General features: G+C 66.5%; 17 protein-coding genes. 13 read left to right on the top strand and 4 right to left on the bottom strand.

Features of this window, described 5'->3' with window-relative positions:
* Nucleotides 1–84: 84 nt before the first annotated feature.
* The 3 genes from ACFOPH_RS19295 to hemE form a co-directional block, all read right to left on the bottom strand.
* Nucleotides 85–1524 (bottom strand): dihydrolipoyl dehydrogenase, encoded by a 1440-nt coding sequence (locus ACFOPH_RS19295; RefSeq protein ID WP_379736974.1) that lies wholly within the window; start codon nucleotides 1522–1524, stop codon nucleotides 85–87.
* Nucleotides 1525–1571: 47 nt separating this feature from the next.
* Nucleotides 1572–3578: a primosomal protein N' gene (locus ACFOPH_RS19290; RefSeq protein ID WP_379736973.1), complete on the bottom strand. Its 2007-nt coding sequence runs from the start codon at nucleotides 3576–3578 to the stop codon at nucleotides 1572–1574.
* A 607-nt stretch (nucleotides 3579–4185) separates the two neighbouring features.
* On the bottom strand, nucleotides 4186–5268 hold the full coding sequence (hemE, locus tag ACFOPH_RS19285) for a uroporphyrinogen decarboxylase (RefSeq protein WP_379736972.1): 1083 nt from the start codon (nucleotides 5266–5268) through the stop codon (nucleotides 4186–4188).
* Nucleotides 5269–5390: 122 nt separating this feature from the next.
* Here hemE and ACFOPH_RS19280 point away from each other — a divergent pair, with 122 nt between their 5' ends.
* The 5 genes from ACFOPH_RS19280 to ACFOPH_RS19260 all read left to right on the top strand — a co-directional run bounded on the left by ACFOPH_RS19280 (nucleotide 5391) and on the right by ACFOPH_RS19260 (nucleotide 16083).
* Nucleotides 5391–7328 (top strand): S9 family peptidase, encoded by a 1938-nt coding sequence (locus ACFOPH_RS19280; RefSeq protein ID WP_379736971.1) that lies wholly within the window; start codon nucleotides 5391–5393, stop codon nucleotides 7326–7328.
* Nucleotides 7325–11467: a DEAD/DEAH box helicase gene (locus ACFOPH_RS19275; RefSeq protein ID WP_379736969.1), complete on the top strand. Its 4143-nt coding sequence runs from the start codon at nucleotides 7325–7327 to the stop codon at nucleotides 11465–11467. Before ACFOPH_RS19280 ends, ACFOPH_RS19275 begins: the two co-directional genes overlap by 4 nt.
* Nucleotides 11468–11686: 219 nt before the next feature.
* Entirely contained in the window at nucleotides 11687–13600 is a 1914-nt protein-coding gene (locus tag ACFOPH_RS19270) for a DUF885 domain-containing protein (RefSeq protein ID WP_379736968.1), read from the top strand.
* Between the two features lie 303 nt (nucleotides 13601–13903).
* Nucleotides 13904–15376 carry an aldehyde dehydrogenase family protein gene (locus ACFOPH_RS19265; protein WP_379736967.1) on the top strand — a complete coding sequence of 491 codons (1473 nt, stop codon included), beginning with the start codon at nucleotides 13904–13906 and terminating at the stop codon, nucleotides 15374–15376.
* A gap of 146 nt (nucleotides 15377–15522) precedes the next feature.
* Entirely contained in the window at nucleotides 15523–16083 is a 561-nt protein-coding gene (locus ACFOPH_RS19260) for a TetR/AcrR family transcriptional regulator (RefSeq protein ID WP_379736966.1), read from the top strand.
* A 22-nt stretch (nucleotides 16084–16105) separates the two neighbouring features.
* On the opposite strand, the gene ACFOPH_RS19255 is transcribed toward ACFOPH_RS19260, so the two are convergent.
* Nucleotides 16106–16453: a tRNA-binding protein gene (locus ACFOPH_RS19255; protein ID WP_312547357.1), complete on the bottom strand. Its 348-nt coding sequence runs from the start codon at nucleotides 16451–16453 to the stop codon at nucleotides 16106–16108.
* Nucleotides 16454–16769: 316 nt separating this feature from the next.
* On the opposite strand from ACFOPH_RS19255, the gene ACFOPH_RS19250 reads away from it, so the two are divergent.
* From ACFOPH_RS19250 to ACFOPH_RS19215, 8 genes are all read left to right on the top strand, one after another.
* Nucleotides 16770–17780, top strand: a complete 1011-nt coding sequence (locus tag ACFOPH_RS19250; RefSeq protein ID WP_379736965.1) for an alpha/beta hydrolase — start codon at nucleotides 16770–16772, stop codon at nucleotides 17778–17780.
* Between the two features lie 125 nt (nucleotides 17781–17905).
* Entirely contained in the window at nucleotides 17906–18361 is a 456-nt protein-coding gene (locus ACFOPH_RS19245) for a MarR family winged helix-turn-helix transcriptional regulator (protein WP_312547355.1), read from the top strand.
* Nucleotides 18362–18664: 303 nt separating this feature from the next.
* Nucleotides 18665–20419 carry an extracellular catalytic domain type 1 short-chain-length polyhydroxyalkanoate depolymerase gene (locus tag ACFOPH_RS19240; protein ID WP_379736964.1) on the top strand — a complete coding sequence of 585 codons (1755 nt, stop codon included), beginning with the start codon at nucleotides 18665–18667 and terminating at the stop codon, nucleotides 20417–20419.
* Between the two features lie 217 nt (nucleotides 20420–20636).
* On the top strand, nucleotides 20637–22025 hold the full coding sequence (locus ACFOPH_RS19235; protein WP_379736963.1) for an amidohydrolase: 1389 nt from the start codon (nucleotides 20637–20639) through the stop codon (nucleotides 22023–22025).
* A 168-nt stretch (nucleotides 22026–22193) separates the two neighbouring features.
* The gene (locus tag ACFOPH_RS19230) at nucleotides 22194–23081 is read left to right on the top strand and encodes a DUF2167 domain-containing protein (protein ID WP_312547352.1); all 888 of its coding nucleotides are present in this window, start codon (nucleotides 22194–22196) and stop codon (nucleotides 23079–23081) included.
* An 85-nt stretch (nucleotides 23082–23166) separates the two neighbouring features.
* The gene (locus tag ACFOPH_RS19225; protein WP_379736962.1) at nucleotides 23167–24102 is read left to right on the top strand and encodes a retropepsin-like aspartic protease; all 936 of its coding nucleotides are present in this window, start codon (nucleotides 23167–23169) and stop codon (nucleotides 24100–24102) included.
* Nucleotides 24099–24662, top strand: a complete 564-nt coding sequence (locus ACFOPH_RS19220; protein ID WP_312547350.1) for a hypothetical protein — start codon at nucleotides 24099–24101, stop codon at nucleotides 24660–24662. The genes ACFOPH_RS19225 and ACFOPH_RS19220 overlap by 4 nt, the downstream gene beginning before the upstream one ends.
* A 96-nt stretch (nucleotides 24663–24758) precedes the next feature.
* Nucleotides 24759–25022: an MbcA/ParS/Xre antitoxin family protein gene (locus tag ACFOPH_RS19215; protein WP_312547348.1), complete on the top strand. Its 264-nt coding sequence runs from the start codon at nucleotides 24759–24761 to the stop codon at nucleotides 25020–25022.
* The last annotated feature ends 64 nt before the right edge of the window (nucleotides 25023–25086 follow it).

Below are 25086 nucleotides of genomic sequence, written 5' to 3'. Positions count from 1 at the left end.
GAGTTGGAGCCGCGGAGCGACAAGTTGCGGCAGCGGACTCCGGTCACGCACGTAACGCGTGGGCACGGGGTGCCCACCCTACGGTCAGGTTCCCGGTTCTGAATCAGCGGGGTCCGTGTGATTCGCCCCTTTCGCCAGGTTAGCCGCCAGGTCGCGCAGCGCGGTGCGCACGCCCTCCTCGATCACGGGGTGATAGAAGGGCATGTCGAGCATCTGCGGCACGGTCAGGCGGGCCTGCACGGCCCAGGCCAGCAGGTGGGCGATGTTCTCGCCGCGCGGGGCGATCATCTCGGCGCCCAGGAAGCGGCAGGTGCCGTACTCCGCATACACGCGCAGCATGCCCTTGTTCTGCAACATGACCCGGCTGCGGCCCTGGTTCTCGAACGAGACCTTGCCGATGGCGAACTTCGGCCGTCCGCCCTCGCACAGCGCCTTGTAGCTCTTGCCCAGCGTAGCAATGTTCGGCTCGGTGAAGGCGATCCCCAGCGGGGTGCGGCGCAGGCCCGGACGCACGTCGGGGAAGCGGCCCGCGTTCTCGCCGGCGATCTTGCCGTGGTCGGCCGCCTCGGCCAGCAGCGGCAGCTCGTTGTTGGCGTCGCCGGCGATGAAGATGTGGCTGTTCCCGCACTGCATGGTGCGGCTGTCAAACGCCGGGATGCCGTTCGCCTGCAGTTCGATCCCGGTTTCCTCCAGTCCCATGCCATGCACGTTCGGCGCACGGCCGGTGGCGACCAGGACGTACTGGAAACGCTCGGCCGTCTCCTTGCCGAGCGCGTCGCGCGTGGTGAGCAGCACCTCGTCGCCCTGCTGTTCTGCGCGCACGACCTCGGTCTGGAAGCGCAGGTCGAGTTCCTGGGACAGCGTGCGCGTGGCCGCGTGCAGCACCTCAGGGTCGCTCAGGTGGGCGACGCTGCCGCCGCGCGCGAACAGGGTCGTGCGCACGCCCAGGCGGCTCAAGGCCTGGCCCAGTTCGAGGCCGATGACGCCGGTGCCGATCACCGCCACCGAGCGCGGCAGATCGTCCCAGTAAAACACGTCGTCGCTGGTGACGACGTTCGGGCCGACGTCCTTCAATTGCGGCAGCATCACGGGCGTGGAGCCGGTGGCGATGACGATCGCCTTCGCCTCGATCTCGGTATGCTCGTCCACGCGCAGCGTGTGCGGCCCGGTGAAGCGTGCGCGTCCCTGGATCTTGTCCTGGGCCGGAAAATGTTCGACGCTCTCGAGCACGAAGCCGACGAAGCGGTCGCGCTCGCGGCGCACGCGCTCCATCACCGCGCGCCCGTCGATGCGCTTGTCGCCGGGATGCACGCCGAAACCGGGCGCCAGGTCCAGCATGTGGGCCGCGTCGGCGGCGGCGATCAGGAGTTTGCTGGGCATGCAGCCGACCCGCGCGCAGGTGGTGCCGTAAGGTCCGCTTTCGATGGCGACCGTGCGTGCGCCTTCGGCATGCGCGGCGCGATAGGCCGACATGCCGGCCGTGCCGGTGCCGATGATGGCGACGTCCACATTGAGTTTGTTCATCTTGTCCCTCGTTTGCTGTGCCGCCATGACGATACGCTGTTTCGGGCTCAGATGTCGAGCGGATCGACCTCGAGCGACCAGCGCACCCGCGTCTTCATCGCGCGCAGCAGACCCATCCACTCCTTCAGGAAGGCCTGCAGGGCGGGACGCGAGCTCGACTCGACCAGCAGCTGGGCGCGGTCGACGTTGTGGACCCGGGTCATGGTCATCGGGATCGGGTCGTTCAGCGTGACGGCATCGGTCGGCAGGATGTCCCGTGCCTCTTCCAGGAAGGCGATGGCGTTGGCCAGTTCCGGCGCCTCGGCGCGCAGCAGGGCCTGGTACATGTAGGGCGGCAGCGCGGCCTGGCGCCGCTCTTCCAGCAGGCTGCCGGCGTAGCGGTCGTAGTCGTGGCGCACCACCGCCGAGTACAGCGGATGCTGGGCATAGCGGGTCTGGATCAGCACCTCGGAGGCAAGGCCGGCGCGGCCGGCGCGGCCCGCCACCTGCATCAGCTGGGCGAACAGGCGCTCGCTGGCGCGGTAGTCCTGCGAAAACAGGGCCGTGTCCGGGTTCAGGATGCCGACCAGGGTCAGCTTTTTGAAATCGTGGCCCTTGGCGACCATCTGCGTGCCGATCAGGATGTCGACTTCTCCCCGGTGCACGGTGTCGAAGGCCTCCTGGGCACTGCCCTTCTTGCGGGTCGAGTCGGCGTCGATGCGCAGGATGCGCGCCTGCGGGAACATCGCCGCCAGCCCTTCCTCGAAGCGCTGGGTGCCGCGTCCCAAAGGCTGCAGGTCGATGTTGCCGCAGGTCGGGCAGTGACGGGGGATGCGCAGCTCCAGGCTGCAGTGGTGGCAGCGCAGCCGGTGTTCGGGCTTGTGCAGCACCATGAAGGAAGTGCAGCGGGTGCAGTTGCTGATCCAGCCGCAGGATTCGCAGGTGATCACCGGCGCATAGCCGCGCCGGTTCAGGAACAGCAGCGACTGTTCGCCGCGCTCGAGCCGCGTGCGCAGCGCGGCCAGCAGGCCGGAGGTCAGGCCCTCTTTCGGCTTGTCGCGCTCCATGTCGAGCAGGCGCACGGTCGGCAGCACGGCGTCGCGCACGGCGCGCTCGCGCAGCTCCAGCTTGCGGTAACGGCCGGTCTGGGCATGGTGCCAGCTCTCCAGCGAGGGCGTGGCCGAGCCGAGCACGATCGGGATCGCCAGCTGCCAGGCGCGCCACACGGCCAGGTCGCGCGCCGAATAGCGCAGGCCTTCCTGCTGCTTGTAGGAGGGGTCGTGCTCCTCGTCGATGACGATCAGTTTCAGGTGCGGCAGCGAGGCCAGGATCGCCAGGCGCGTGCCCAGGACGATACGGGCCTGTCCCGCATGCGCGGACAGCCAGTGCAGCATGCGCTCGCCTTCCGACAGGCTGCTGTGCAGGGTGGCCAGCATCAGGCCCGGGAAGCGCGCGCGGATGTTCGCTTCCAGCTGCGGCGTCAGGTTGATCTCGGGGACCAGGATCAGGATCTGGGCCTGGGGATCGCGCGCCAGCACCTGGGCGCAGGCTTGCAGGTAGACCTCGGTCTTGCCGCTGCCGGTGACGCCGTACAGCAGCAATGGCGTAAAGCCGCGCGCACCGCCGATGGCGTCGGCCGCCTCGCGCTGGGCCGGGTTCAGGGGCGGCATGCCGGACGGCGTGGCGTCGTTCGCCACGTGCAGCTTGGCCAGCTTTTTCAGTGCGCGGTCGAGCGCGACCGTCTTGGGCACGCGCAGGTTCTTCGGCAAGCCGGGCAAGGCGACTTCGCCCAGCGGACGCTGGTAGTAGTCGGCCGCGAAACCAGCCAACGCCAGCCATGCCGGCGACAGCGGCGCCAGCTGGGTACGTACCTCCAGCGCATGTTTGAGCTTGTCCGGCGGGACGTCGGTCTCGTCCTTGATCGCGACAATGATCCCCATCGCCTCGCGCCGCCCGAAGCTCACCAACGCCAGTTGGCCGACCTGCGGCGCGGCGTCGTCCTCGTACGGCCAGCCGTAGTCGAACACGCTGTTGAGCGGCGTATCGAGGGCGATTTGTAGGATGCAGTAGGGCACGTCGTCTGGCTGTGAAAGGCTGTGGAAAACTTTGTGGAGAATGAACTGCTTGACCAGTGGAGAAGTTTACGTTAAGTCAAACCATGCATAGACTAGCGGAAATACAAGAAAAATTACACTCTAAAAATCAATTACTTACAGAGGTCAAAGTAGTCCACAGCAACTTGCTTCCCTATCTGCAATGATTGTGTATAACCCGCGATTTACTGGTTTTGCATGCGCCCGAGTAATGAATATTTAAACAATTATCTGCGAAGCTTTTCCTAAGTATCGGTAAACACGAGCATTTTTATTGCTGAGTTGTTCGTGCTGTTGATAACTTTGTGAACAAGGCCCTGAAAAACGGCGATTTTTCTGGGAAAACTAGTTTTCGGAATTGCAATCCCAAGAAGTAAACGCAGAAAAATCGTTTGCATTCAATAGCTTGCGATCTTTGTTCACTCATCCAATTGTCCACAGGTAGACGGCTTGCATTTTTGAAACATGTGAACAAGTGTGATTTTGCTGCGCTGCCCTGTGGACGCCAGCGCTGCCTGAGCGCCTTCGACAAGGGAGAAACACGCTGCGGCGCACGATCGTGCACCGCAGCGCGTCAGAAAAGACGGCGTCAGCCGGCGCGCTGCTTGCGGCTGAAGCTGTGGACAGCTTCCACCATGGCGCTCACCGATTCCGGCGGCGTGAACTGTGAAATGCCGTGGCCGAGGTTGAACACGTGACCCGAACCGGCGCTCGGCACGCCATAGGCGGTGAGCGAACGCTCGACTTCGGCGCGGATCTGCTCCGGCGAAGCGAACAGGATGGCCGGGTCCAGGTTGCCCTGCAGGGCGACGCGGTCGCCGACCATGGCGCGGGCGCGGCCCAGGTTGACGGTCCAGTCCAGGCCCAGCGCGTCGGCGCCGATGTTCGCCATCTCGTCGAGCCAGATGCCGCCGCCCTTGGTGAACACGATCGCCGGAATGCGCACGCCGTCCTTCTCGCGCTGCAGCTGGCTGACCACCGTCTCCATGTACTTCAGCGAGAATTCCTGGTAGGCGCCATCGGCCAGCGCGCCGCCCCAGGAGTCGAAGATCATGACGGCCTGGGCGCCGGCGTCGATCTGGGCGTTCAGGTACTGGGCGACCGCCGTGGCGTTGATCTCCAGGATGCGGTGCATCAGGTCGGGGCGTGCGTACAGCATCTTCTTGATGGTGTGGAATTCACGCGAACCCTGGCCTTCGACCATGTAGCAGGCCAGCGTCCACGGGCTGCCCGAGAAGCCGATCAGCGGCACGCGGCCGTCCAGCGCGGTGCGGATCTGGGTAACGGCCTTGAACACGTAGTCGAGCGAATCCATGTCCGGCACGCGCAGCGCCAGCACGTCGGCTTCGCTCTGCAGCGGACGCTCGAACTTCGGGCCTTCGCCGTCGGCGAAATACAGGCCCAGGCCCATCGCGTCGGGCACGGTCAGGATGTCGGAGAACAGGATCGACGCGTCCAGCGGATAGCGGTCGATCGGCTGCAGCGTGACTTCGGTGGCGTAGTCCGGGTTTTTCGCCAGCCCCAGGAACGAACCGGCGCGCGCGCGGGTGGCGCGGTATTCCGGCAGGTAGCGTCCCGCCTGGCGCATCAGCCAGACGGGCGTGTACTCGGTCGGCTGGCGCAGCAGGGCGCGCAGGAAGGTATCGTTCTTGAGCGGGGCAAATTGTGGCATGGCTGGCAATATTTGGCGTCGTGAAGAGGGGTATTATCGCATCCTTGGGGGTGACTCTGCATCCGACGAAAAACCTGTCAACTCTTATAATGCGGTTCCATCCCTTTTCGACGCCAACCGCCATGACCGACCCGCACCGCCCACAGGCCGCGCCCTGCGGCACCTGGACTTCCCCGATCAGCGCCGCCGTGGTTGCGGCCGGCGCCATGCCGCTGTCGCAGCTCGCGCTCGACGGCGATGACGTGCTGTGGCTGGCCGGCCGCGCGAGCGAAGCCGGCCGCACCACCCTGCTGCGCCGGCGCGCCGCCAGCCAGGCCGAGCTCACGCCCGCCCCCTTCAACGTGCGCAACCGCGTGCACGAGTACGGCGGCGGCGCCTATGCGGTGGACGGGGGCACGGTGTGGTTCTCGCACCATGCCGACAACCGCCTGTACCGCGTCGACAACGATGGCGCGCCGGTCCTGATGACCAGGGAAGACGCGGTGCGCTACGCCGACTTCGTGCCCGACCGCGCACGCAGCCGCCTGGTCGCGGTGCGCGAAGACCACCTGGCGGGCGAAGCCTACCCGGTCAATACGATCTGCGCGGTCGGCTTCGACGGCAGCGAGACGATCCTGGTCGACGGCAACGACTTCTATGCGGCGCCGCGCCTGTCCCCGGACGGGCGCCACCTGGCCTGGCTGTGCTGGGACCACCCGCGCATGCCCTGGCAGGGCACCGAGCTGTGGGTGGCCAATGTCGCCCCGGACGGCAGCCTGGTCGATGGCCGCATGGTCGCGGGCGGCATGGATGAATCGATCTGCCAGCCGGAGTGGTCGCCCGACGGCCTGCTGCACTTCGTGTCCGACCGCAGCGGCTGGTGGAACCTGTACCGCTTCGAGCACGGCGTGGTGCACGCGCTGTGCCCGCGCGAAGCGGAATTCGGCGGCCCGCACTGGGTCTTCGGCGGCGCGATGTACGGCTTCCGCTCGGCCGACGAGATCGTCTGCACCTATATCGAAGAGGGCGTCAGCCGCCTGGCGCGCCTGTCCACGCGCGGCTGCGCCCTGACGCCGATCGATACGCCCTACCAGGAAATCCGCGAACTGCGCGTCAATTCCGGCAAGGTGGCGCTGCTGGCCGGCTCGCCGACGATCGCGCTGGAACTGGCCCTGGTCGACGTCGACAGCGGCGCGCGCGAGGTACTGGCGCGCTCGATCGAACACCTGCCCGACGCGGGGTATTTGTCGGTCCCGCGCAGCATCCGCTACCCGAGCGCGAACGGCCGCACCGCCTACGCCTTCCACTACGCACCGGCCAACAAGGACTACACGCCGACCGATGGCGAGCTGCCGCCTCTGATCGTGATCGGCCACGGCGGCCCGACCGGCATGGCGACCAGCACCCTCAAACTGGCCACCCAGTTCTGGACCAGCCGCGGCTTTGCCGTGCTCGACGTGAACTACGGCGGCAGCACCGGTTTCGGGCGCCACTACCGCGACCTGCTGCGCGGCCAGTGGGGCGTGATCGACGTCGAGGACTGCGTGGCCGGCGCGCGCCACCTGGCCGAACAAGGGCTGGCCGACCCCGAGCGCCTCCTGATCCGCGGCAGCAGCGCCGGCGGCCTGACGACCCTCTCCGCCCTTACCTTCCACAACGTGTTCAAGGCCGGCGCCAGCTACTACGGCGTGTCCGACCTGGCCGGGCTGGACGCCGACTCGCACAAGTTCGAGTCGCACTACAACGAATACCTGATCGCCCCGAAAGCCCAGGCCGCGGCCGTGTACCGCCAGCGTTCGCCGATCCATCACACCGCCTCGCTCACGCGCCCGATGATCTTCTTCCAGGGCCTGGACGACAAGGTGGTGCCGCCGCAGCAGTCGGAGTCGATGGTGGAAGCGCTGCGCGCGCGCGGGGTGCCGGTCGCCTACATCACGCTCGAGGGCGAAGGCCACGGCTTCCGCAAGGCCGACAGCGTGGTGCGCACCCTGGAAGCGGAGCTGGTGTTCTACCTGCGCGTGTTCGGCATTGCGGTGCCGGGCGAGCTGCCCCGGGTGGAAATCGAGAATTTACCTGCATGACATTGACAAGCCCACGCAAACGCATTGACGGCCTTTCCGACGAATTCAAGCGCGCCCTCGGCCTGCTCGCGATAGCTGGCGAGCCGGTCGGCCGCAAGCGCGTCCACGAATGCCTGAAACTCATCTACGACGCCGCATTTACCGAAAAGGCTTCGAACGAAGACCTGAGCACCCTGCGCGACAATGGCCTGATCAGGGAAGTGACGGGCCGCGGCTTCGTCATCGAGCCCGAGCTGGCTTGGCCAATGTTGCACGCCATGCTCGATGCCGACGAGCTGGAAACGCTGGCGCTCGCCTATCTGCACGAGATGCCCTTGCGGATCGACTGGCAGGGCCGGCCGGTGCTGCGCAGCTACCGCCAGGGCGTTGCCCTGCTACGCCTGGCGCTCATCGAAGGCAAGGACGCAGCCCACGTAACACCGCTGTTGACGGCTTGCCTGGCATGCCATGAAGCCGCATATTCGCATCCGCTGGTCGACATCTGCGCGCGCCCCTTCGAGCCGGAACTGGTCGACCGCATCCACCCGAAACTGCGCGACGACGTGCTGGCGGTACTGATCGCCCATGTCCAGCGCGAACCCGCCGCCGCATCCGATATCCGCACCTACGTCGAGCGCCACGTCGCCCACGGCGGCGCCTCGATGGCCCTGCGCGTGTCCCTGGCCGAGCACCTGATCCTGTGCGGCCGCCTGGACGATGCCGGCACCCTGCTGGCGGAGCTGGACGACTCGGCCGCCCTGTTCTACCGCAGCGTGATCCTGCTGCTGCGCGACCAGCTCGACGAGGCCCTGAGCGGCTTCGAGGCGGCCTTGAAACTGCTGCGGCGCGAGACCGGCAAGCGCAAGGCGATCTTTGCCGGCATCGGCGGGCACCTGTACGTGGCGGCCCTGCTGCGCCGCGGCGACGCCAAGCACCAGAAGCTGGTCGAGAGCTACCTCGACAGCGCCACGCGCGCCGTGCAGAGCCACGACACCGCCGTCTACCAGCAACTGAGCATGCTGCGCCAGATCCGCGGCGGCACCGTCGACGCCGAGGTGCTGCCCTCGCGCAGCTGGGAAAGCGCGCTGCAGCCTGTAATGTTCCGGGCGCTGCTGCACTGGTGGCTGGGCATGCCGCAGTTGTCGGCCCGGCGCGCGCAACTCGAAGAGAGCCTGGCGCTGTCGGAAGCCGCCGGTTTCGACTTCATCAGCGCCCAGCTGGCCGGTCTGCTGGGGCAATTGGGCGGCGTCCAGCACGAGCAGCGCGCCATCGCCCTGCGCCAGCGCCACCGCTTGAGCGACATGACGCTCTGGTTCGAGCGCGAGCAGCCTTGGGAACGCCAGCTGAACGCCCTGATCAACCTGCAGCCTGCCGTCAACGTCGAAGTGGTGAAGGAATCGCGCCTGGTCTGGCTGCTGCGCTACGACGCGCACCTGGGCGGCATCCAGGAAATCGAGCCGCGCGAGCAGAAGCGCGATGCCCAAGGCGGCTGGAGCCGTGGCCGCCCGATGGGCCTGAAACGCCTGCTCGACGAGGCCGGCTCGCTCGATTTCGTCACGGCCCAGGACTTGCAGGTGGTGGCCAGCATCGGCGCCCAGCGCCAGCATTACGGCAGCGGGCTGCGCTATGATTTCGACCTCGACAAGGCGGTCGCCGCGCTGGTCGGCCACCCGCTGCTGTTCTGGTTCGACTCGCCCGGCACCCGGGTCGAACTGCTGCCGGGCGAACCGGAGCTGCTGGTAAAGGCCGACCGCGCGCATGTGACGATCTCGCTGCGTCCGCCCGTGCGGCTCGGCGACGGCGACGTGGTCGTCACGCGCGAATCGCCGACCCGGCTGCGCGTGGTGCGTATCCGCGAGGAGCACCACCGCATCGGCGCCATCGTCGGCGACGGCCTGGTGGTCCCGCTGGAAGCCGAGGTGCGGGTGCTGCAGGCGATTGGCGCGATCTCCTCGATCGTCACGGTGCAGTCCGACATCGGCAGCAGCGCCGCCGACCTGGAACGCATCGACGCCGACCCGCGCCTGCACGTGCACCTGCTGCCCTACGGCCAGGGCCTGCGCATCCGCATCCTGGTGCGCCCGCTACCGGACACTGGCGCCTATTACGCGCCGGGCAGCGGCGCCGAGCGCGTGATCGCCGACGTCAACGGCGTGCGCACCGAAGCGAAACGCGACCTGAACGCCGAGCGCGAAAGCCAGCGCCAGCTGCTGGCGGACATCCGCGCGCTGGAAAGCGCCGAGGAAGAACACGACGAATGGCTGCTCGGCCAGCCGCTGGCCTGCCTGGAACTGGTGAGCGAACTGCAGGAACTCGATGCGTCGAAGGTCGTGATCGCCTGGCCCGAAGGAGAACCTTTCAGGGTCAGCAAGAAGGTCTCGTCGAAGTCGGTACGCCTGAGCATCAAGCGCGACAAGGACTGGTTCGCCGCCAACGGCGAAGTCGTGGTCGACGAGAATCGCGTGCTCGACCTGGTCTCGCTGCTGGAAAAGCTGCGCGGCAGCGAGGGCCGCTTCGTGGCGCTGGGCGACAACCAGTTCCTGGCGCTGACGAACGAGCTGCACCGCCGATTGACCGACCTGGCCGCCTACACCGACGCCGACGCGCAAGCGCTGCGCGTGCACCCGCTGGCCAGCTTCGCGCTGGAGGAACTGGCGCTCGATGCCGGCGGCGTGGAAGCCGATAAAGCCTGGCGCGCGCACCTGCAGAAGATGGCCGCGAATGCCGAGTACGTGCCGCAGCTGCCGAGCACCCTGCAGGCCGAGCTGCGCGACTACCAGCGCGAGGGCTTCGAGTGGCTGGCGCGCCTGGCGCACTGGGGCGTGGGCGCCTGCCTGGCCGACGACATGGGTCTCGGCAAAACCCTGCAGGCGCTGGCCCTGATCCTGCTGCGCGCGCCGAACGGGCCGACCCTGGTGGTCGCGCCGACGTCGGTCTGCACCAACTGGATCGCCGAAGCCGCGCGCTTCGCGCCCACCCTGAACATCCAACTGTTCGGCCCCGGCGAGCGCGCCGACATGGTCGACAGCGCCGGCCCGTTCGACGTGATCGTCGCCAGCTACGGGCTGCTGCAGCTGGAAGCGCCGCTGTTCGCGAAGAAGACCTGGCACACCATTGTGCTCGACGAAGCGCAAGCCTTCAAGAACGCGGCGACGCGCCGCTCGCAGGCGGTGATGGCGCTGCGCGGCGAGTTCCGCATGATCGCCACCGGCACGCCGCTGGAAAACCACCTGGGCGAGTTGTGGAACCTGTTCCGCTTCATCAATCCCGGTCTGCTCGGGACCAGCGACCAGTTCCAGCTGCGCTTTGCCGGTCCGATCGAAAAGGCCCAGGACAAGCGCGCCGAAGCGGGTGCGCGGGCACGCCTGCGGCGCCTGACGCAGCCCTTCATCCTGCGCCGCACCAAGAGCCAGGTGCTGACCGAGCTGCCGCCGCGCACCGAGATCGTGATCCCGGTCGAACTGACGCCGGAAGAGACGGCGCTGTACGAATCGCTGCGGCGCGAGGCGCTCGATAAACTGGCCGCGCTGGAAGCGCCCGAGAGCCAGAAGTCGATCGCGATCCTGGCCGAGATGATGCGGCTGCGGCGCGCGGTCTGCAATCCGGAGCTGGTTGCGCCCGGCATCGGCATCGCCAGCAGCAAGCTGTCCACATTTGCGCACCTGATCGACGATTTGCTGGAGAACCGCCACAAGGTGCTGGTGTTCAGCCAGTTCGTCGACCATTTGAGCCTGATCCGCAAGCACCTCGACGCGCGCGGCATCCGCTACCAGTACCTGGACGGCGCGACCCCGATGCAGGAGCGGAAAAAACGGGTCGACGCCTTCCAGGCCGGAGAAGGCGATCTGTTCCTGATCAGCCTGAAGGCCGGCGGCGTCGGCATCAACCTGACGGCGGCCGACTACGTGATCCACATGGACCCGTGGTGGAACCCGGCGGTCGAGGACCAGGCCTCGGACCGGGCGCACCGCATGGGCCAGCAGCGCCCGGTGACCATCTACCGCCTGGTGGCGCGCCACACGATCGAGGAAGGCATCGTCGAACTGCACCACCACAAGCGCGACCTGGCCGAGAGCCTGCTCGAAGGCGGCGACATGGCCGCGCGCATGTCCCCAAGCGACATGCTGGCGATGCTGCAGCAGGGCCTGGAGAAGCACTGACGCGCCGAGCGCGCACTTGTCGCGCGCGTCCGATCCGTGTGATCATTGCCGCTTTTGCAAGCGAACCCGACGGTGGATGAGGCGCGCAGGGGCCATTTGTACGAAACGTGACGGTTTGTTTCAGCCGCCCGCAAGCGGCCTGAATGGTGCTACTCTGGCGCGCTGGCCCACATATCGCCGGGGCCGCGCCCCGATCTACACTCCACAGGGCAGATGACGATGATGAAAACAAAACTCGCGCTGGCAGCGATTGTCGCCAGCCTCGTGCTGGCGCCCGCCAGCGCCAAGCCGGCCAAGAGCACCAAGCCGAAGGCGGCGAAGGTAGTGAAGTCCAAAGCATCCAAGGCCAAGGCGCCCGCCGCCAAGGGCAAGTCGAAGGGCAAGGGCAAGGCCGTCGCTGCGGCCGCCGCCACCGGCGCCGCTGTCGCAGCCGCCGCGCCGCGCCAGACCACATCCGAAAAGCGCCTCGACCGCCGCGCCGATTCCTACAGCATGCAGTACCTGACCGCGCTGTGGCGCATCGATCCGGAAGGCGGCATCGCGGTCGGCAAGTTCGACGCCGCCGCCAGCCTGACCATCCCCGACGACGCCACCCGCGCCAAGAAGCTGGCCTTCGCCAACGAATGGCTGGAGAAGTTCCGCAAGCTCGACCAGCGCCAGATGTCGCCGCGCCAGCGCACCGACATCGCGCTCCTGATCAACAAGCTCGAGACCGACGTCTGGCGCTTGACCACCTTCCGCGAATTCGAGTGGAACCCGTCGCTGTACAACGTGGCCCAGCCGCTCGACCTGATCCTCAACACCGAATACGCGGCCAAGCCCCAGCGCCTGCGCACCATCCTGCGGCGCCTGGCGGACGTGCCGGCCTACTACCAGGCGGCGCAGGCCACGATCAAGAACCCGACCCGCGAGCACACCCAGCTGGCGATCGCACAGGCGCCGGGCACGCTGGCGGTGCTGGCCGACCTCGGCCAGGCGGCGCAGGACTCGATCCTCAACGTCCAGGAAAAAGCCATCTTCGCCCAGCGCATCGCCAACGCCGGCACCGCGGTGCTGGGCTACGTCGATTACCTGAGCAACCTGGACAAGACGCTGGCGCAGAACGGCCAGGCGCGTCCCTTCCGGATCGGCAAGGCACTGTACGAGCAGAAGTTCGCGCTCGAGATCCAGTCGGCCAGCAGCGCCGAGCAGACCTATCGCAAGGCCCTGGCCGCGCGCGAGGAACTCTTGGGCCGCATGGACGCGATCTCGGACGAGCTGTGGCCGCGCTACATGGCGAACACGCCGAAGCCGAACGACCGCTTCAGGAAGATCGGCATGCTGATCGATAAGCTCTCGAGCCGCCACGTCGCGCGCGAGAACTTCCTGCCCGAGATCCGGCGCCAGATCCCCGAGCTGCAGGACTGGGTCATCAAGCACGACCTGCTCACGCTCGACCCGAACAAGCCGCTCGAAGTGCGCGAGACCCCGATGTACCAGCGCGGCGTGGCCGGCGCCAGCATCGATGCGCCGGGCCCCTACCGTCCGAAGGACCGCACCTACTACAACGTCACGCCATTGGATGGCCTGTCGGCGGAGCAGGCCGAGAGCAGCCTGCGCGAGTACAACGAGTGGATCCTGCAGATCCTGAACATCCACGAAGCCATCCCCGGCCACTACGCCCAGCTGGTGCACGCGAACCGCTCGCCCTCGCTGGTCAAGTCCCTGTTCGGGAACGGCGCCATGGTCGAGGGCTGGGCGGTATACGGCGAGCGCATGATGCTCGAATCCGGCTACGGCGGCAAAGCGCCCGAGATGTGGCTGATGTACTCGAAGTGGAACCTGCGCAGCGTCACCAACACCATCCTCGACTACTCGGTCCACGTGCTGGGCATGCAGCAAAACGAAGCCATGGACCTGCTGGTGCGCCAGGCCTTCCAGACGCGCCAGGAAGCGACGGAAAAATGGCGCCGCGTGCAGCTGTCGTCGGTGCAGCTGACCAGCTACTTCAGCGGCTACGCCGAGATCATGGAACTGCGCGAGCAGCGCAAGCAGGCCCTGGGCGAGCGCTTCAACCAGAAGGCCTTCCACGACCAGTTCCTCAGCTACGGCAATGCGCCGGTGAAGATGATCGCGGAGTTGATGCGGGACTGACCGTCCTCGCAGCGAACCGCAAGAGCCGGGACCGCGTGTCCCGGTTTTTTTTTGCGCTGCGGCGCGCCTCCTCGCTGGCATTCTCATGCCCTTTGCCTACGGCCCTATGGCGTCCCCATCCGGCACGCGCAAGGTGCTCCCCCACAGAAAAACGCCTTGTAATTATATAAGTGATCGTTTACTCTTATATTCATGGCGGCGCAAAACAGCAGTTCACCGGCGCCAGGACACGATCAGACGACTGGCCCACCGCACCTTGTCTGTATCGACCAACCAGCGGGGATTGCTCTGAAAGGAACTGTGATGGAACGCTCGACGATAACGAAAGCAGCAGGGAACTGGATCAACGGCGCCTGGAACGATGGCGGCACGCTCAGGCAGGCCGTCAGTCCCTCGAACGGCCAGCCGCTCGGCAACTACCTGGACATCGGCCCGGAAGAAGCGCGGCAGGCAATCCAGGCCGCGCGCAGCGCCTTCGATACCACCGGCTGGTCCAGGGACCGCTCCCTGCGCTCGCGCGCCCTGTTCGAACTGGCCGGCGAGGTGGCGAAGCGGGCGGATGAGATGGCGCTGATGCTGGCGCGCGAAGGCGGCAAGCTGCTGGCGCAGACCCAGTGGGAGCTGCAGGTGACGGTGGACTGGCTGCGCCACGGCGCCGCGACCGCGCTGCTGCAGACCGGCGGCCGCGCGCTCGAAGCCGCCCCCGGCCTGCACTTCCACTCCGATCCCGAAGCGCTTGGCGTGGTCGGCGTGATCTCGCCCTGGAATTCGCCGGTCATCCTGTCGGTGCGCGCGGTCGCGCCGGCCCTTGCCGCCGGATGCACGGTGGTGCTCAAGCTGCCGCACCAGACGGCGCTGACCAATGCCCTGCTCGCCGCAGCGGTCGCCGCGACGAGGTCCCTGCCGCCCGGCGTACTCAACGTGATCACCGAAACCGGCAGCGTCGGCGCCGCGATGCTGGTCGATTCTCCCGACGTCGACATGATCAGCTACACCGGCAGCACCAAGGTGGGCCGGCTCATCGCCGCCAACGGCGCCAGGACGCTCAAGCGCCTGAACCTCGAACTGGGCGGCAAGGCGCCGCTGGTGGTGTTCGACGACGCCGACCTCGAGGCCGTGGTCCCGCAGATCGTCGCCGCCCTGGTCGTGATGAACGGCCAGTTCTGCTGCACCGGGGCGCGCGTGCTCGTCCAGCGCGGCGTCGCCGACAGGCTGCGCGCGGCGCTGGTGGAAGCCTACCGCAACGTGCGGCTCGGCGCCAGCGACGATCCCGACGCCCAGCTCGGCCCGCTGATCGACAAGGCAAGCGTGCAGCGCGTGGACGCGGTGGTCGCCGAGGCCGCATCCTACGCCAGCATCCTCGTGCGCGGCGGGCCCGTCACCGAAGGCCCGTTGGCCGCGGGCGCCTTCTACCGTCCCAGCCTGATCGAAGTCGAGTCCCTCGATGCCTATGTGGTCCGGAACGAGGTCTTCGGTCCGGTCCAGACCTTCGAGATCTTCGACGACGAAGCCGACGCCATCGCGCGTGCGAACGCCACCGAATACGGCCTTGCAGCGTCGGTCTTTTCCGGCGACCTGGCGCGCTGCCGCCGCGTCGGCAAGGCGATCCGGGCCGGCCACATCTGGATGAACTGCTGGGGGGTGATGTCGGAACACTTCGAGCAGAGCGGCTTCAAGCAAAGCGGCATCGGTGTCCTGTGCGGTCCGCGCGCCATCGAGCAGTTCCAGGAGATCAAGGTCTACGCCTCGGCCGAAGCGACGCCGGCCGCAGCCTGATCGGGGACCGGCGCCGCGCGCCGGCGGCGCGCGGCCTGCCGGACTTTGCCTGCCACAGGCTCCCTTTATATAATCCAGGCATGAAAACCAGCACCAGCAAGGCCCCGCGCGGCCGTCCCGTGAACGAACAGGCGCGTGAAGAGCGCATGGCGCAGATCCTCGATGGCGCGCGCAGCTGTTTCCTCCAGCGTGGATTCCACGCGGCCTCGATCGCGGAGATCAGCGCCGCCGCGGGCGTCAGCACGGCGAACATCTACCAGTACTTCCCAAGCAAGGAAGCGCTGATCGTGGCCCTGGTCGACGTCGACCTGCGGCGCCACTATGATTTCATTGCGCGTTTCTGGAATACGGATTTCAGCCGGGCTGCCATCGAAGAGGTATTGGCGGACATTTTCCTCACGCCCCAAGGGCACGCGGTCGCGGTGCTGCGCGCCGAGATCGCCAGCGAGGGCGCACGCAATCCGCAGGTCGCCGAACTGCTGCGCAGTTCCGAAGCAGGCCTGCTTCAAGCCGTGCATCAGGGAATACGCGCCGCCCGCAAGAATGGCCGATTCGCTGCCCACCTCGACCCGGACGCGGTCGCCGAGCGCCTGTCGCTCGTGTTCGAAGGGCTGATGCGCCTGTACCTGTTTTCTCCCGCCGACGGGAAGAAATTCATCGCGCAGTATTACAGCCAGCTGGCCGATACCCTGCAGCTGGACGCTTGAGGCGCCCACGAAGACGACGCGGTCACAGCAGCCGGGTGCCGAGCGGCACCTCATGCTCCGGCACGCACAGGCTGACGTTGCCCGCGGCGTCGTGGAAGCCCGTCACCAGACATTCGGACATGAAGGGGCCGATCTGCTTTTCGGGGAAATTCACGACCGCCACGACCTGCTTCCCGACGAGCGTCTGCGGGTCGTACAGCGCCGTGATCTGGGCGCTCGACTTGCGGATGCCGATCTCGCTGCCGAAATCGATCTGCAGTTTATAGGCCGGCTTTCTCGCCTCGGGAAAGGCTTCGGCGGAGAGGATGCGCCCGACACGCAGTTCTACCTTCATGAAGTCGGACCACGCGATTTTTTCGGTTTTTTCCATTACCAAAAAATACACCATATACGCGGCGCAAGCCAGAGGCCGGTGCCCGGTATGCCATATGTACGGGCAAACGCCGCGTCGACCACTAATAAAATCGCTTGCAATTAAATAGCGCGCTATCTATACTGCGCCGCATGGATGGCCACGCAGCGCCGTGACCACGGCGCCCGATGGCGCCGGGCTGCAAGCGCCATCCTGCAGCAACACGCAACACGGCAGTTGTGGCAAGCACAAGCCGGACCGCCTAGCTCTTCGTCCGGCCATTTTCATACAAAATAAGTAGTACGCTATTTAATCGCTGATAAAGGAAAACATCATGAAAGCCGCTCATACCCTGATCGCCACCGCCCTGATCGCCGCTACCGCCGGCGCCGGCGCCGGCAGCCTGCCGGGCGTGGAACGCCAGACCGCCAGCTTCCTGAAAGCCATCGAAGGCGGTAAGCCGATGGAAACGATGACGCCGCAGGAAGCGCGCGCCGTGCTGGCCGGCGCGCAGGCAGGCGCCGAATCGAAGCTGGCCCCGGCCGAGGTCAGCGAAAGGACCGTCGACCTGGACGGCAAGCCGGTCAAGCTGACCATCGTGCGCCCGGCCGACGTGAAAGGGGTTCTCCCGGCCTTCATGTTCTTCCACGGCGGCGGCTGGGTGCTGGGCGATTATGCTACCCACGAGCCCCTGGTGCGCGACCTGGTGGCCGGGTCCGGCGCGGTGGCCGTGTTCGTCAACTACACGCCTTCCCCGGAAGCCGGCTACGGCGTGGCGATCAAGGAAGCCTACGCCGCCACCCGCTGGGTCGCCGAGCACGGTGCCCGGATCGGCGTGGACGGCAAGCGCCTGGCCGTGGCCGGCAATAGCGTGGGCGGCAACATGGCGGCCGTGGTCAGCCTGATGGCCAAGGAACAAGGCGCGCCTGCCCTGCGCTCACAGGTCCTGCTGTGGCCGGTGACCGATGCGAACTTCGACACCGACTCGTACAAGCAGTTTGCGAGCGGACACTTCCTGACCCGCAACATGATGAAGTGGTTCTGGGACAACTACACCCGCGACCAGGCGGCCCGCCGCGATATCCACGCTTCTCCGCTGCAGGCGAGCACCGCGCAATTGAAAGGCCTGCCGCCGGCACTGATCCAGACCGCCGAATTCGACGTGCTGCGCGACGAAGCCGAAGCCTACGGCCGCAAGCTCGATGCCGCCGGCGTGGAGGTGAAATCGGTGCGCTACAACGGCATGATCCACGACTTCGGCCTGCTCAACGCGCTCAGCGACGTGCCGGCAGTGCGCAGCGCCCTCGGCCAGGCGGCCCAGGAACTGAAACTGCGCCTGCAATGACCTCGTTGGCACATCGTTGAAAAATGGCGGGGGCGCGCATGCGCGCCCCCGCCGCCTCGGCATGTTCGCACGGCCTTGCCTGGAAATCGCTTGCAATTAGATAGTGTGCTACCTATACTCGCGACATGAACCGCAAGAACAAATCCGCAGAGGGCGCTCCCCAGCTCGACGATCAGCTGTGCTTTGCCCTGTACTCGACCTCGCTGGCGATGAGCAAGCTGTATCGCAAGCTGCTCAAGAAGCTCGACATCACCTATTCGCAGTACCTGGTCCTGATGGTCTTGTGGGAGCAGGACGAGCAGACGGTATCGAGCATCGGCGAACGCCTGCTGCTGGATTCGGCGACCCTGACGCCGCTGCTCAAGCGGATGGAACAGGCCGGGCTGGTGCACCGGGTACGCGCGGCGAACGACGAACGCCAGGTCATCATCTCGCTGACCGAACACGGCAGCGAGATGCGCAAGGAAGCAGCCAAGTTTCCCTCCCAGGTGATGTGCGCCAGCGGCTGCGGCCTGCAGGACATCGCGACCCTCAAGAAGCAACTCGACCAGTTGCGGGCGAGCCTGACCGACAACGCCTGACCCGGCAGTCAACAGGAGACCGGCTCAATCAGGACCGGTCTCCTGTGCAAAGCCGCACAAACGGCGTGCTTGCGCACCAGTTGTGTGCAATTGTTCCGTGACTACAATAAGCTTGGCGACTTCCCGTCGCGACGACAACAACAGCCGGAGACCCGCCATGCAACTGCTTTCCTCGCCTTCCTCCTAGCGCCCGCCGCCGGCTGCCTGCTTTCCCCTCGTGTCATCGATCCCGGCCACCGAGAGGCGTCTTCACGTCCTCGCGCGTCCGGGCCCATCGCAGTGATTCACGCAACGGAGGCTTTAATGGCATTTGCTTTTCACACAACGGTCCGGCATGCCGCCCTGGCCGCGGCGTTCGCGTCCTGTCTTGCCCTGCCGGCGCAGGCGCAGGTCCAGGCCGGTCCCGGCACCTGGAGCGCCAACCAGACCTGGGCCAGCGACACCGTCAACGGCGGCGCCCTCACCGGCTATTACTACTGGCCCGCCAGCGCCCCTGCTCTTGCCGGCAAGCGCGCCCTGGTGCTGGTGCTGCACGGCTGCTCCCAGACCGCCGCCGGCGACGTCATCGACAGCAGCAGCGACAAGGGCTACAACTGGAAAGCGGTGGCCGACCAGTATGGCGCCGTGATCCTGGCGCCGAACGCCACCGGCAACGTCTATGGCGTGCACTGCTGGGACTGGGCCAGGACGACCCACAGCCGCAGCACTGGCCATGCCGGCATCCTGCTCGACCTGATCAACCGCTTCGTCAGCAACCCGCAGTACGCGATCGATCCCAAGCAGGTCTACGTCACCGGCCTGTCCTCGGGCGGCGCCCAGACCATGGTGATGGGCTGCCTGGCGCCCGACATCTTCGCCGGCATCGGCATCAACGCCGGACCGGCGCTCGGCGTGTCGACCGCGCAGATCGGCGTGGTGCCGTCGGGCTTCACCGCGACCACGGCCGGCAACAACTGCAAGAACCTGGCCGGCACCAACGCGCCGCAATTCGCGACCCAGGTCGCCGGCGTCATCTGGGGCACCAACGACTACACGGTGGCGCAAGGCTATGGCCCGCTCGACGCGGCGGCAATGCGCATCGCCTACGGCGGCAGCTTCACCAAGGGGACGACCGTCACCGTGCCGACCGGCGGCAGCAACATCCCCTACCTTGACGCCAACGGCAAGCTGCGCACCTCCGAGATCACGGTCACCGGCATGGGCCACGCCTGGCCGGCCGGCACCGGCGGCCAGAACAGCAACTACGTGGACGCGACCAAGGTCAACTACCCGTCCTTCGTGATGGACTTCTGGTTCAAGAACAACCTGCGCGTGGCGCGCGCGGCGGCGCCCGTCATGAATTCGTGCAGCGCGACCGTCTCGGGTTCGACCGTTACCGTCAACGGCGGCGCCAGCGGCGGCACGATCGCCAGCTACCAGGTGACCCTGAACGGCCCGACGCCGGTGAACGACGCCGCAGCCGGCAGCGGCGCCAGCTTCAGCAAGGCCTACGGCAGCCGCGCCGACGGCTACTACAGCGGTACGGTCAGCGCGACCGACAGCACGACCGGCCTGACCTCGAACGCCTGCGCCATCCCGCAATTCCTGGTCGGCACGGCGCCGGCGCTGCAGCCGCCGGCCGGCCTGGCGGTGACAAACAGCACGGCCAGCAGCATCACGCTGGGCTGGAACGCCGCGAACGGCGCCACCGGCTACAACGTCTACCGCAACGGCAGCAAGGTCAACGGCACGGTGCTGACGGCGACCGGCTACACCGACAGCGGCTTGGCTGCCTCGACCAGCTACGGCTACCAGGTCTCGGCCGTCGGCAACGGCGGCGTGGAAAGCGCGCGCTCGGCAACGGTAACCGGCAGCACCGGCTCCGGCTTCGTCTGCACCGCGACCACGGCCAGCAACTACAGCCACGTGCAGGCCGGGCGTGCCCACGCCAGCGGCGGCTATGCGCTGGCCAACGGCTCGAACCAGAACATGGGGCTGAACAACACCTTCTATACCAGCACCCTGGCGCAGACCTCGGCCGGCTACTACATCATCGGCAGCTGTCCACCGGCAAACTGACACGACCAGTCAGACGCAGCGCTTGCCGGGGCCTGGCCCCGGCTTTTTTTCGTACGCCGTGCCGCCGCCTGCCCCGTGCTAGGATCAGGAACCAAGGATTTTGCTGGCAGTCGAGTCCCGATCGTGGCCCAGGTCACATCGCGTCGGCCGAAAGGCGGGCGGCTGCGCGGCTGCGTTCGACCAACCTTCGTGGAGGTCCATCATGCCTATCCCAACCTTGTCGGCGCTGCTCCAGCGGTGGGTCGCGCGGCTTCCCGGTTTACGGTTGACCGTGCTGGCGGGAACGGTCTTCATGTTCCCCGGGATAGCGATCATGGACACGGCCCATGCCCAACAGCAGCAGGAAAGCATGCCGGCGAAAACGGCCTCGTTCCCGAGTCCGTCGGCTGCGTTGCTCAAGGAGCTCGAAGCCGTCTACAAGGACCTGCACGCCAACCCCGAACTCGGGATGCAGGAAGTCCGTACTGCGAAGATCGCGGCCGATTGGCTGCGCAAACAGGGTTTCGAGGTGACCGAGAAAGTCGGCGGTACCGGCGTGGTCGGCATCCTGCGCAACGGCGACGGCCCGACCGTGCTGCTGCGGGCCGATATGGATGCGCTCGACATGAAGGAGGATACGGGGCTGCCTTATGCCAGCAAGAAGGAAGGCAAAGGGCCATCCGGCGCGTCGGTTCCGGTCGCGCACTCCTGCGGGCACGACATGCACGTCACCTGGCTGATGGGTGCGACGCGGATGCTTGCCGAACACCGCAAGAACTGGCGCGGTACGGTCATGGCGGTGTTCCAGCCGGCGGAAGAAACCGGCAAGGGCGCCCGCGCGATGATCGACGACGGCATGGTCAAGCGCTTCCCGAAGCCGGCCGTCGTGCTGGGACAGCACGTCATGCCCCTGCGCGCCGGCAGAATCGGTACCCGCATCGGCCTGCTGCTGTCGATGTCCGACAGCGTGGGGGTGAAGCTGTTCGGCCGCGGCGGGCACGGTTCGGCGCCGGAAAAAACGGTCGATCCGGTCGTGATGGCCGCCGCATCGGTGATGCGTTTGCAGACCGTTGTCTCGCGCGAGGTCGGCATCACCGAGGGCGCGGTCGTCACCGTCGGTGCGCTGCAGGCGGGAAGCAGCGCCAACATCATTCCTAACGATGCGACGATGCACCTGAACATCCGCACCTTCGACGAGCAGGTACGCAAGACCGTTCTTGGCGCCATCAGGCGCATCATCAACGCGGAAGCGGCCGCCTCGAATGCTCCCAAGCCGCCGGCGTTCGAGGAACAAGGACATTTCCCCGCGACCTACAACGACAAAGTGGCAACGCCCAAGGTCGTGGCGGCATTGAAAGGCCGCTTCGGTGCGGACCAGGTCGGCGAGATCGTCCCGGCGTCGGCCAGCGAGGATTTCAGCTGGTTCGCACGGGCCTGGGATGTTCCTTCCGTCTACTGGGCAGTGGGCGGAACCGACCCGGCACTGTATGACCGGCTCGAGCGGGAAGGCCGGGTCAATGAGATCCCCTCGAACCATTCGCCCCAGTTCGCGCCGACCATCACGCCGACGGTGGGCCGGGGCGTCGAGGCGATGCTGGCGGCTGCGGGGCCCTGGCTGGCGCCGTGAACGGCACCCTGTCGCTGCGGCCGATCCGGCGGCCTCAAAAAGTTCAAATTGGCAACAATTGGTGAGTATTCGGCGCTCTCGGGTCCCCTACAATAACGACAAAAAGCGACAGGCGGCATCGCGCCATCACGGCCGCTCGCACCTGCGCACCACTATCCGGGACACGCCATGAAAGCCGATTCGTTTGCGCGCACCACCAGTGCGCTGGTCTTGTCGTTCGCCTTCGCCGGTGCCAACGCCCAGTCCGGCAAGATCGACCAGGAAGCCGAAATGAACGCGGCGATGGCGGCGGTCCGCACGGCCGTCAAGGCCGGGCCGGCCGAGATCGACCTCGGCAAACAGGCCACGCTGAAACTCCCGGAAGGCTATTCCTTCGTTCCCCAACCGCAGGCCGACCAGCTATTGAAGGCCATGGGCAATGGCGAAGACCCTTCGCGGCTCGGCATCATCCTGCCGCCCGACAGCGACAGCTTCGTGGTCCCACGCTACATCGACGCCGGCTACATCAAGGACGACGAAGCCGCGGACTGGGATGCCGACGAACTGCTCGCGAGCCTGAAGCAAGGCACCGAGGAAGGCAACGAGGAACGCCAGGCCCGCGGCATGCCGGAAATGGAAATCGTCGGCTGGAGCCAGAAGCCCACCTACGACAAGGCATCGCACCGCCTGGTGTGGGCGATCGAAAGCAAGGACAAGGGCGTCACGGAGGCGGAACACGGCGCCAACTACAACACCTATGTGCTGGGGCGGGAAGGCTATCTGTCGATGAACCTCGTCTCCGGTTTCGACTCGCTGGCGGCCAACAAACCTTTCGTCCAGACCCTGCTCGCGCAGACCAGCTTCAATGCCGGCAAAACCTATGCGGATTTCGATGCCAGCACCGACAAGGTCGCGGAATACGGCATTGCCGCGCTGGTGACCGGCGTCGCCGCCAAGAAGCTGGGCCTGTTTGCGGTGATGGCGGCCTTCCTGGCGAAGTTCGCCAAGATCATCGCGATTGCCGGGTTCGCACTGGTCGCGGGCCTGGCCAAATTCTTCAAGCGCGACAAGGCCTAAGGCTTGTCGCATCCCTCTGCCACCGTCATGCGTCCCGCATGACAGTGGCGTCGCACCGTTTCGATTGGTATCGATGATCCCGTTCATGCACCACACTGCCCGTTCCGTCCACGCTTCCTGCGCCGCACTGGGCGCGGCCCTCGCGCTTGCCTTCGCTCCCGGCGCCACCCATGCGCAGACCTGCGACATGGGTACCCCGACCGTCGTCCCGCTGTCTTTCGTCGGCGCCGAGGCCTACCCGACCATTCCGGTGACGATCGACGGCAAGCCGGCGGACGTCTTCCTCGAAACCGAGCAGCGCGTCACCCTGCTGAACCAGAAGCCGCTCGACAAACTCGGCATCAAGACCAGGAACGCGGAAACGACGTATGCGGGGGTCGACATCAAGGTGACCCTGCTGTCGGAATTCCTGGCCGCCGGCGTCAACGCGAAAGGGTATTTCTCGGTGGTCGACGCTTCGGACGAGATCCTGGGCAGCCTGGGCATGAACCACTTCCAGCGCAAGGACATCGACCTCTGGCTGGCCAACAAGGAAATGCGGGTCAGCCGTCCGGTCGACTGCCGCCGGGCCTTCCTGGCGACCTGGGCCCCGAAGGCCCACGTCGTCGATTTCAGGCTCGACCCGTCGTTGAGGGACCTGCGCCCCTGGTTCAAGGTGCGCATCAACGGCACCGACGTGGATGCCATCATCGCTACCGGTTCGCCCTATTCCTACCTCGACCTGCACACGGCCGCACGCCTCGGCATCACGCCGCAGTCGCCGGGCGTGGCCGAGAGCGGCGAAGTCATCAGCTGGCGCGACAAGCGCATGCAGGTGTGGCGCGCGCCGGTCACGGAGATGAAGATCGGGAACTACGTGGTGCCGACGCCGCGGCTGTACTTGTACGACATGACGCTGTCGGGCGAAATGATGGTGCTGGGCCTGGACTTCCTGCGCAACCACCGAGTCCTGATGTCGATGAGCCAGCGCCGCATCTACATCAGCCATCTCGGCGGGCTGACGTTTTCGGACGCCGAATGAACACCGCACTGCGCAGCCTGGCGCTTTTCTTCTCCACCCTGCTGGTCCAGGACGCCTGGGCCTGCCGTGCTCCTCCCGCCAACCAGTTGATGGGCGTGGACGAACAGATCGCGCTGGCGTCCGACGTTTACTTGGCCCAGGCCGTCGCAGCGACGCCGCTCGAGGGCAATGCGGTCGAGTACCGCTTCGTGGTCCTGCAGCGCCTGGCAGGCCCGGAACGGAGAACGTTCACGCTGAGTGGCCGCGCGGCCGGCACGCCGGCATTCCTGGCCGGCGGTCCTGCGAACGCCGGCGAACGCGAGAGCGCAACCTTCGACCATCACACGGCGCCGGCATTCTGGCAGCGCGGTGGTGGCCGGACCACGAATGGCGCCGACTGCGCGATCCATCCGGTGTTCACCCTCGGCGACAGCTACCTCGTGTTCCTGGATTCGCCGTGGACCTGGCGCAGTTTCGAAAGAATCGAGGCCGTGGACGGGGCCATCGACGAGGGCGACCGCTGGCTGGCCTATGTCAGGGCCGGCCTGGCACGGCGAACGGCCGTGCCGGCGGCCAATTAGTCCGAGCAGTAGCCCAGACCGGCATTCAGGCGCGTCAGGGTCAAGCATTTTCGGCGGGGCGGGTATGATGTGCATTTTCACCGGACGACGACACGCATGAGTACCGAAGGACCACTCACCCCCGACGCGATGGCCGCCTTGCGCGAGCGCTTCGCGGCCCAGTCGCGCAAGGCCCAGGCGTATTACGCGGTGATGCACGAAATCAAGGCAGTCGTTGGCAACGACGATGCGGCCAATGCCTGGATGAACGCGCCGCTGGCGGCCTTCGGCAACCAGTCGCCGGCCCAGCTCGTCGCTGCCGGCCGCGAGCACGAGGTGCTGGACGCCATCCGCACGCTGAAGGGCGGCGCGGCGAAATAAGGCGCCGCCGCGCAGGCATAAAAAAACCGGAGCGAGCTCCGGTTCTTTTTCGATACATTGAACG

It is taken from the genome of Massilia haematophila, assembly GCF_042647645.1.
Lineage (GTDB): Bacteria > Pseudomonadota > Gammaproteobacteria > Burkholderiales > Burkholderiaceae_D > Telluria > Telluria haematophila.
The sequence above is the reverse complement of the archived record's forward strand: the minus strand, read 5'-3'. Positions and strand labels throughout refer to the sequence as shown.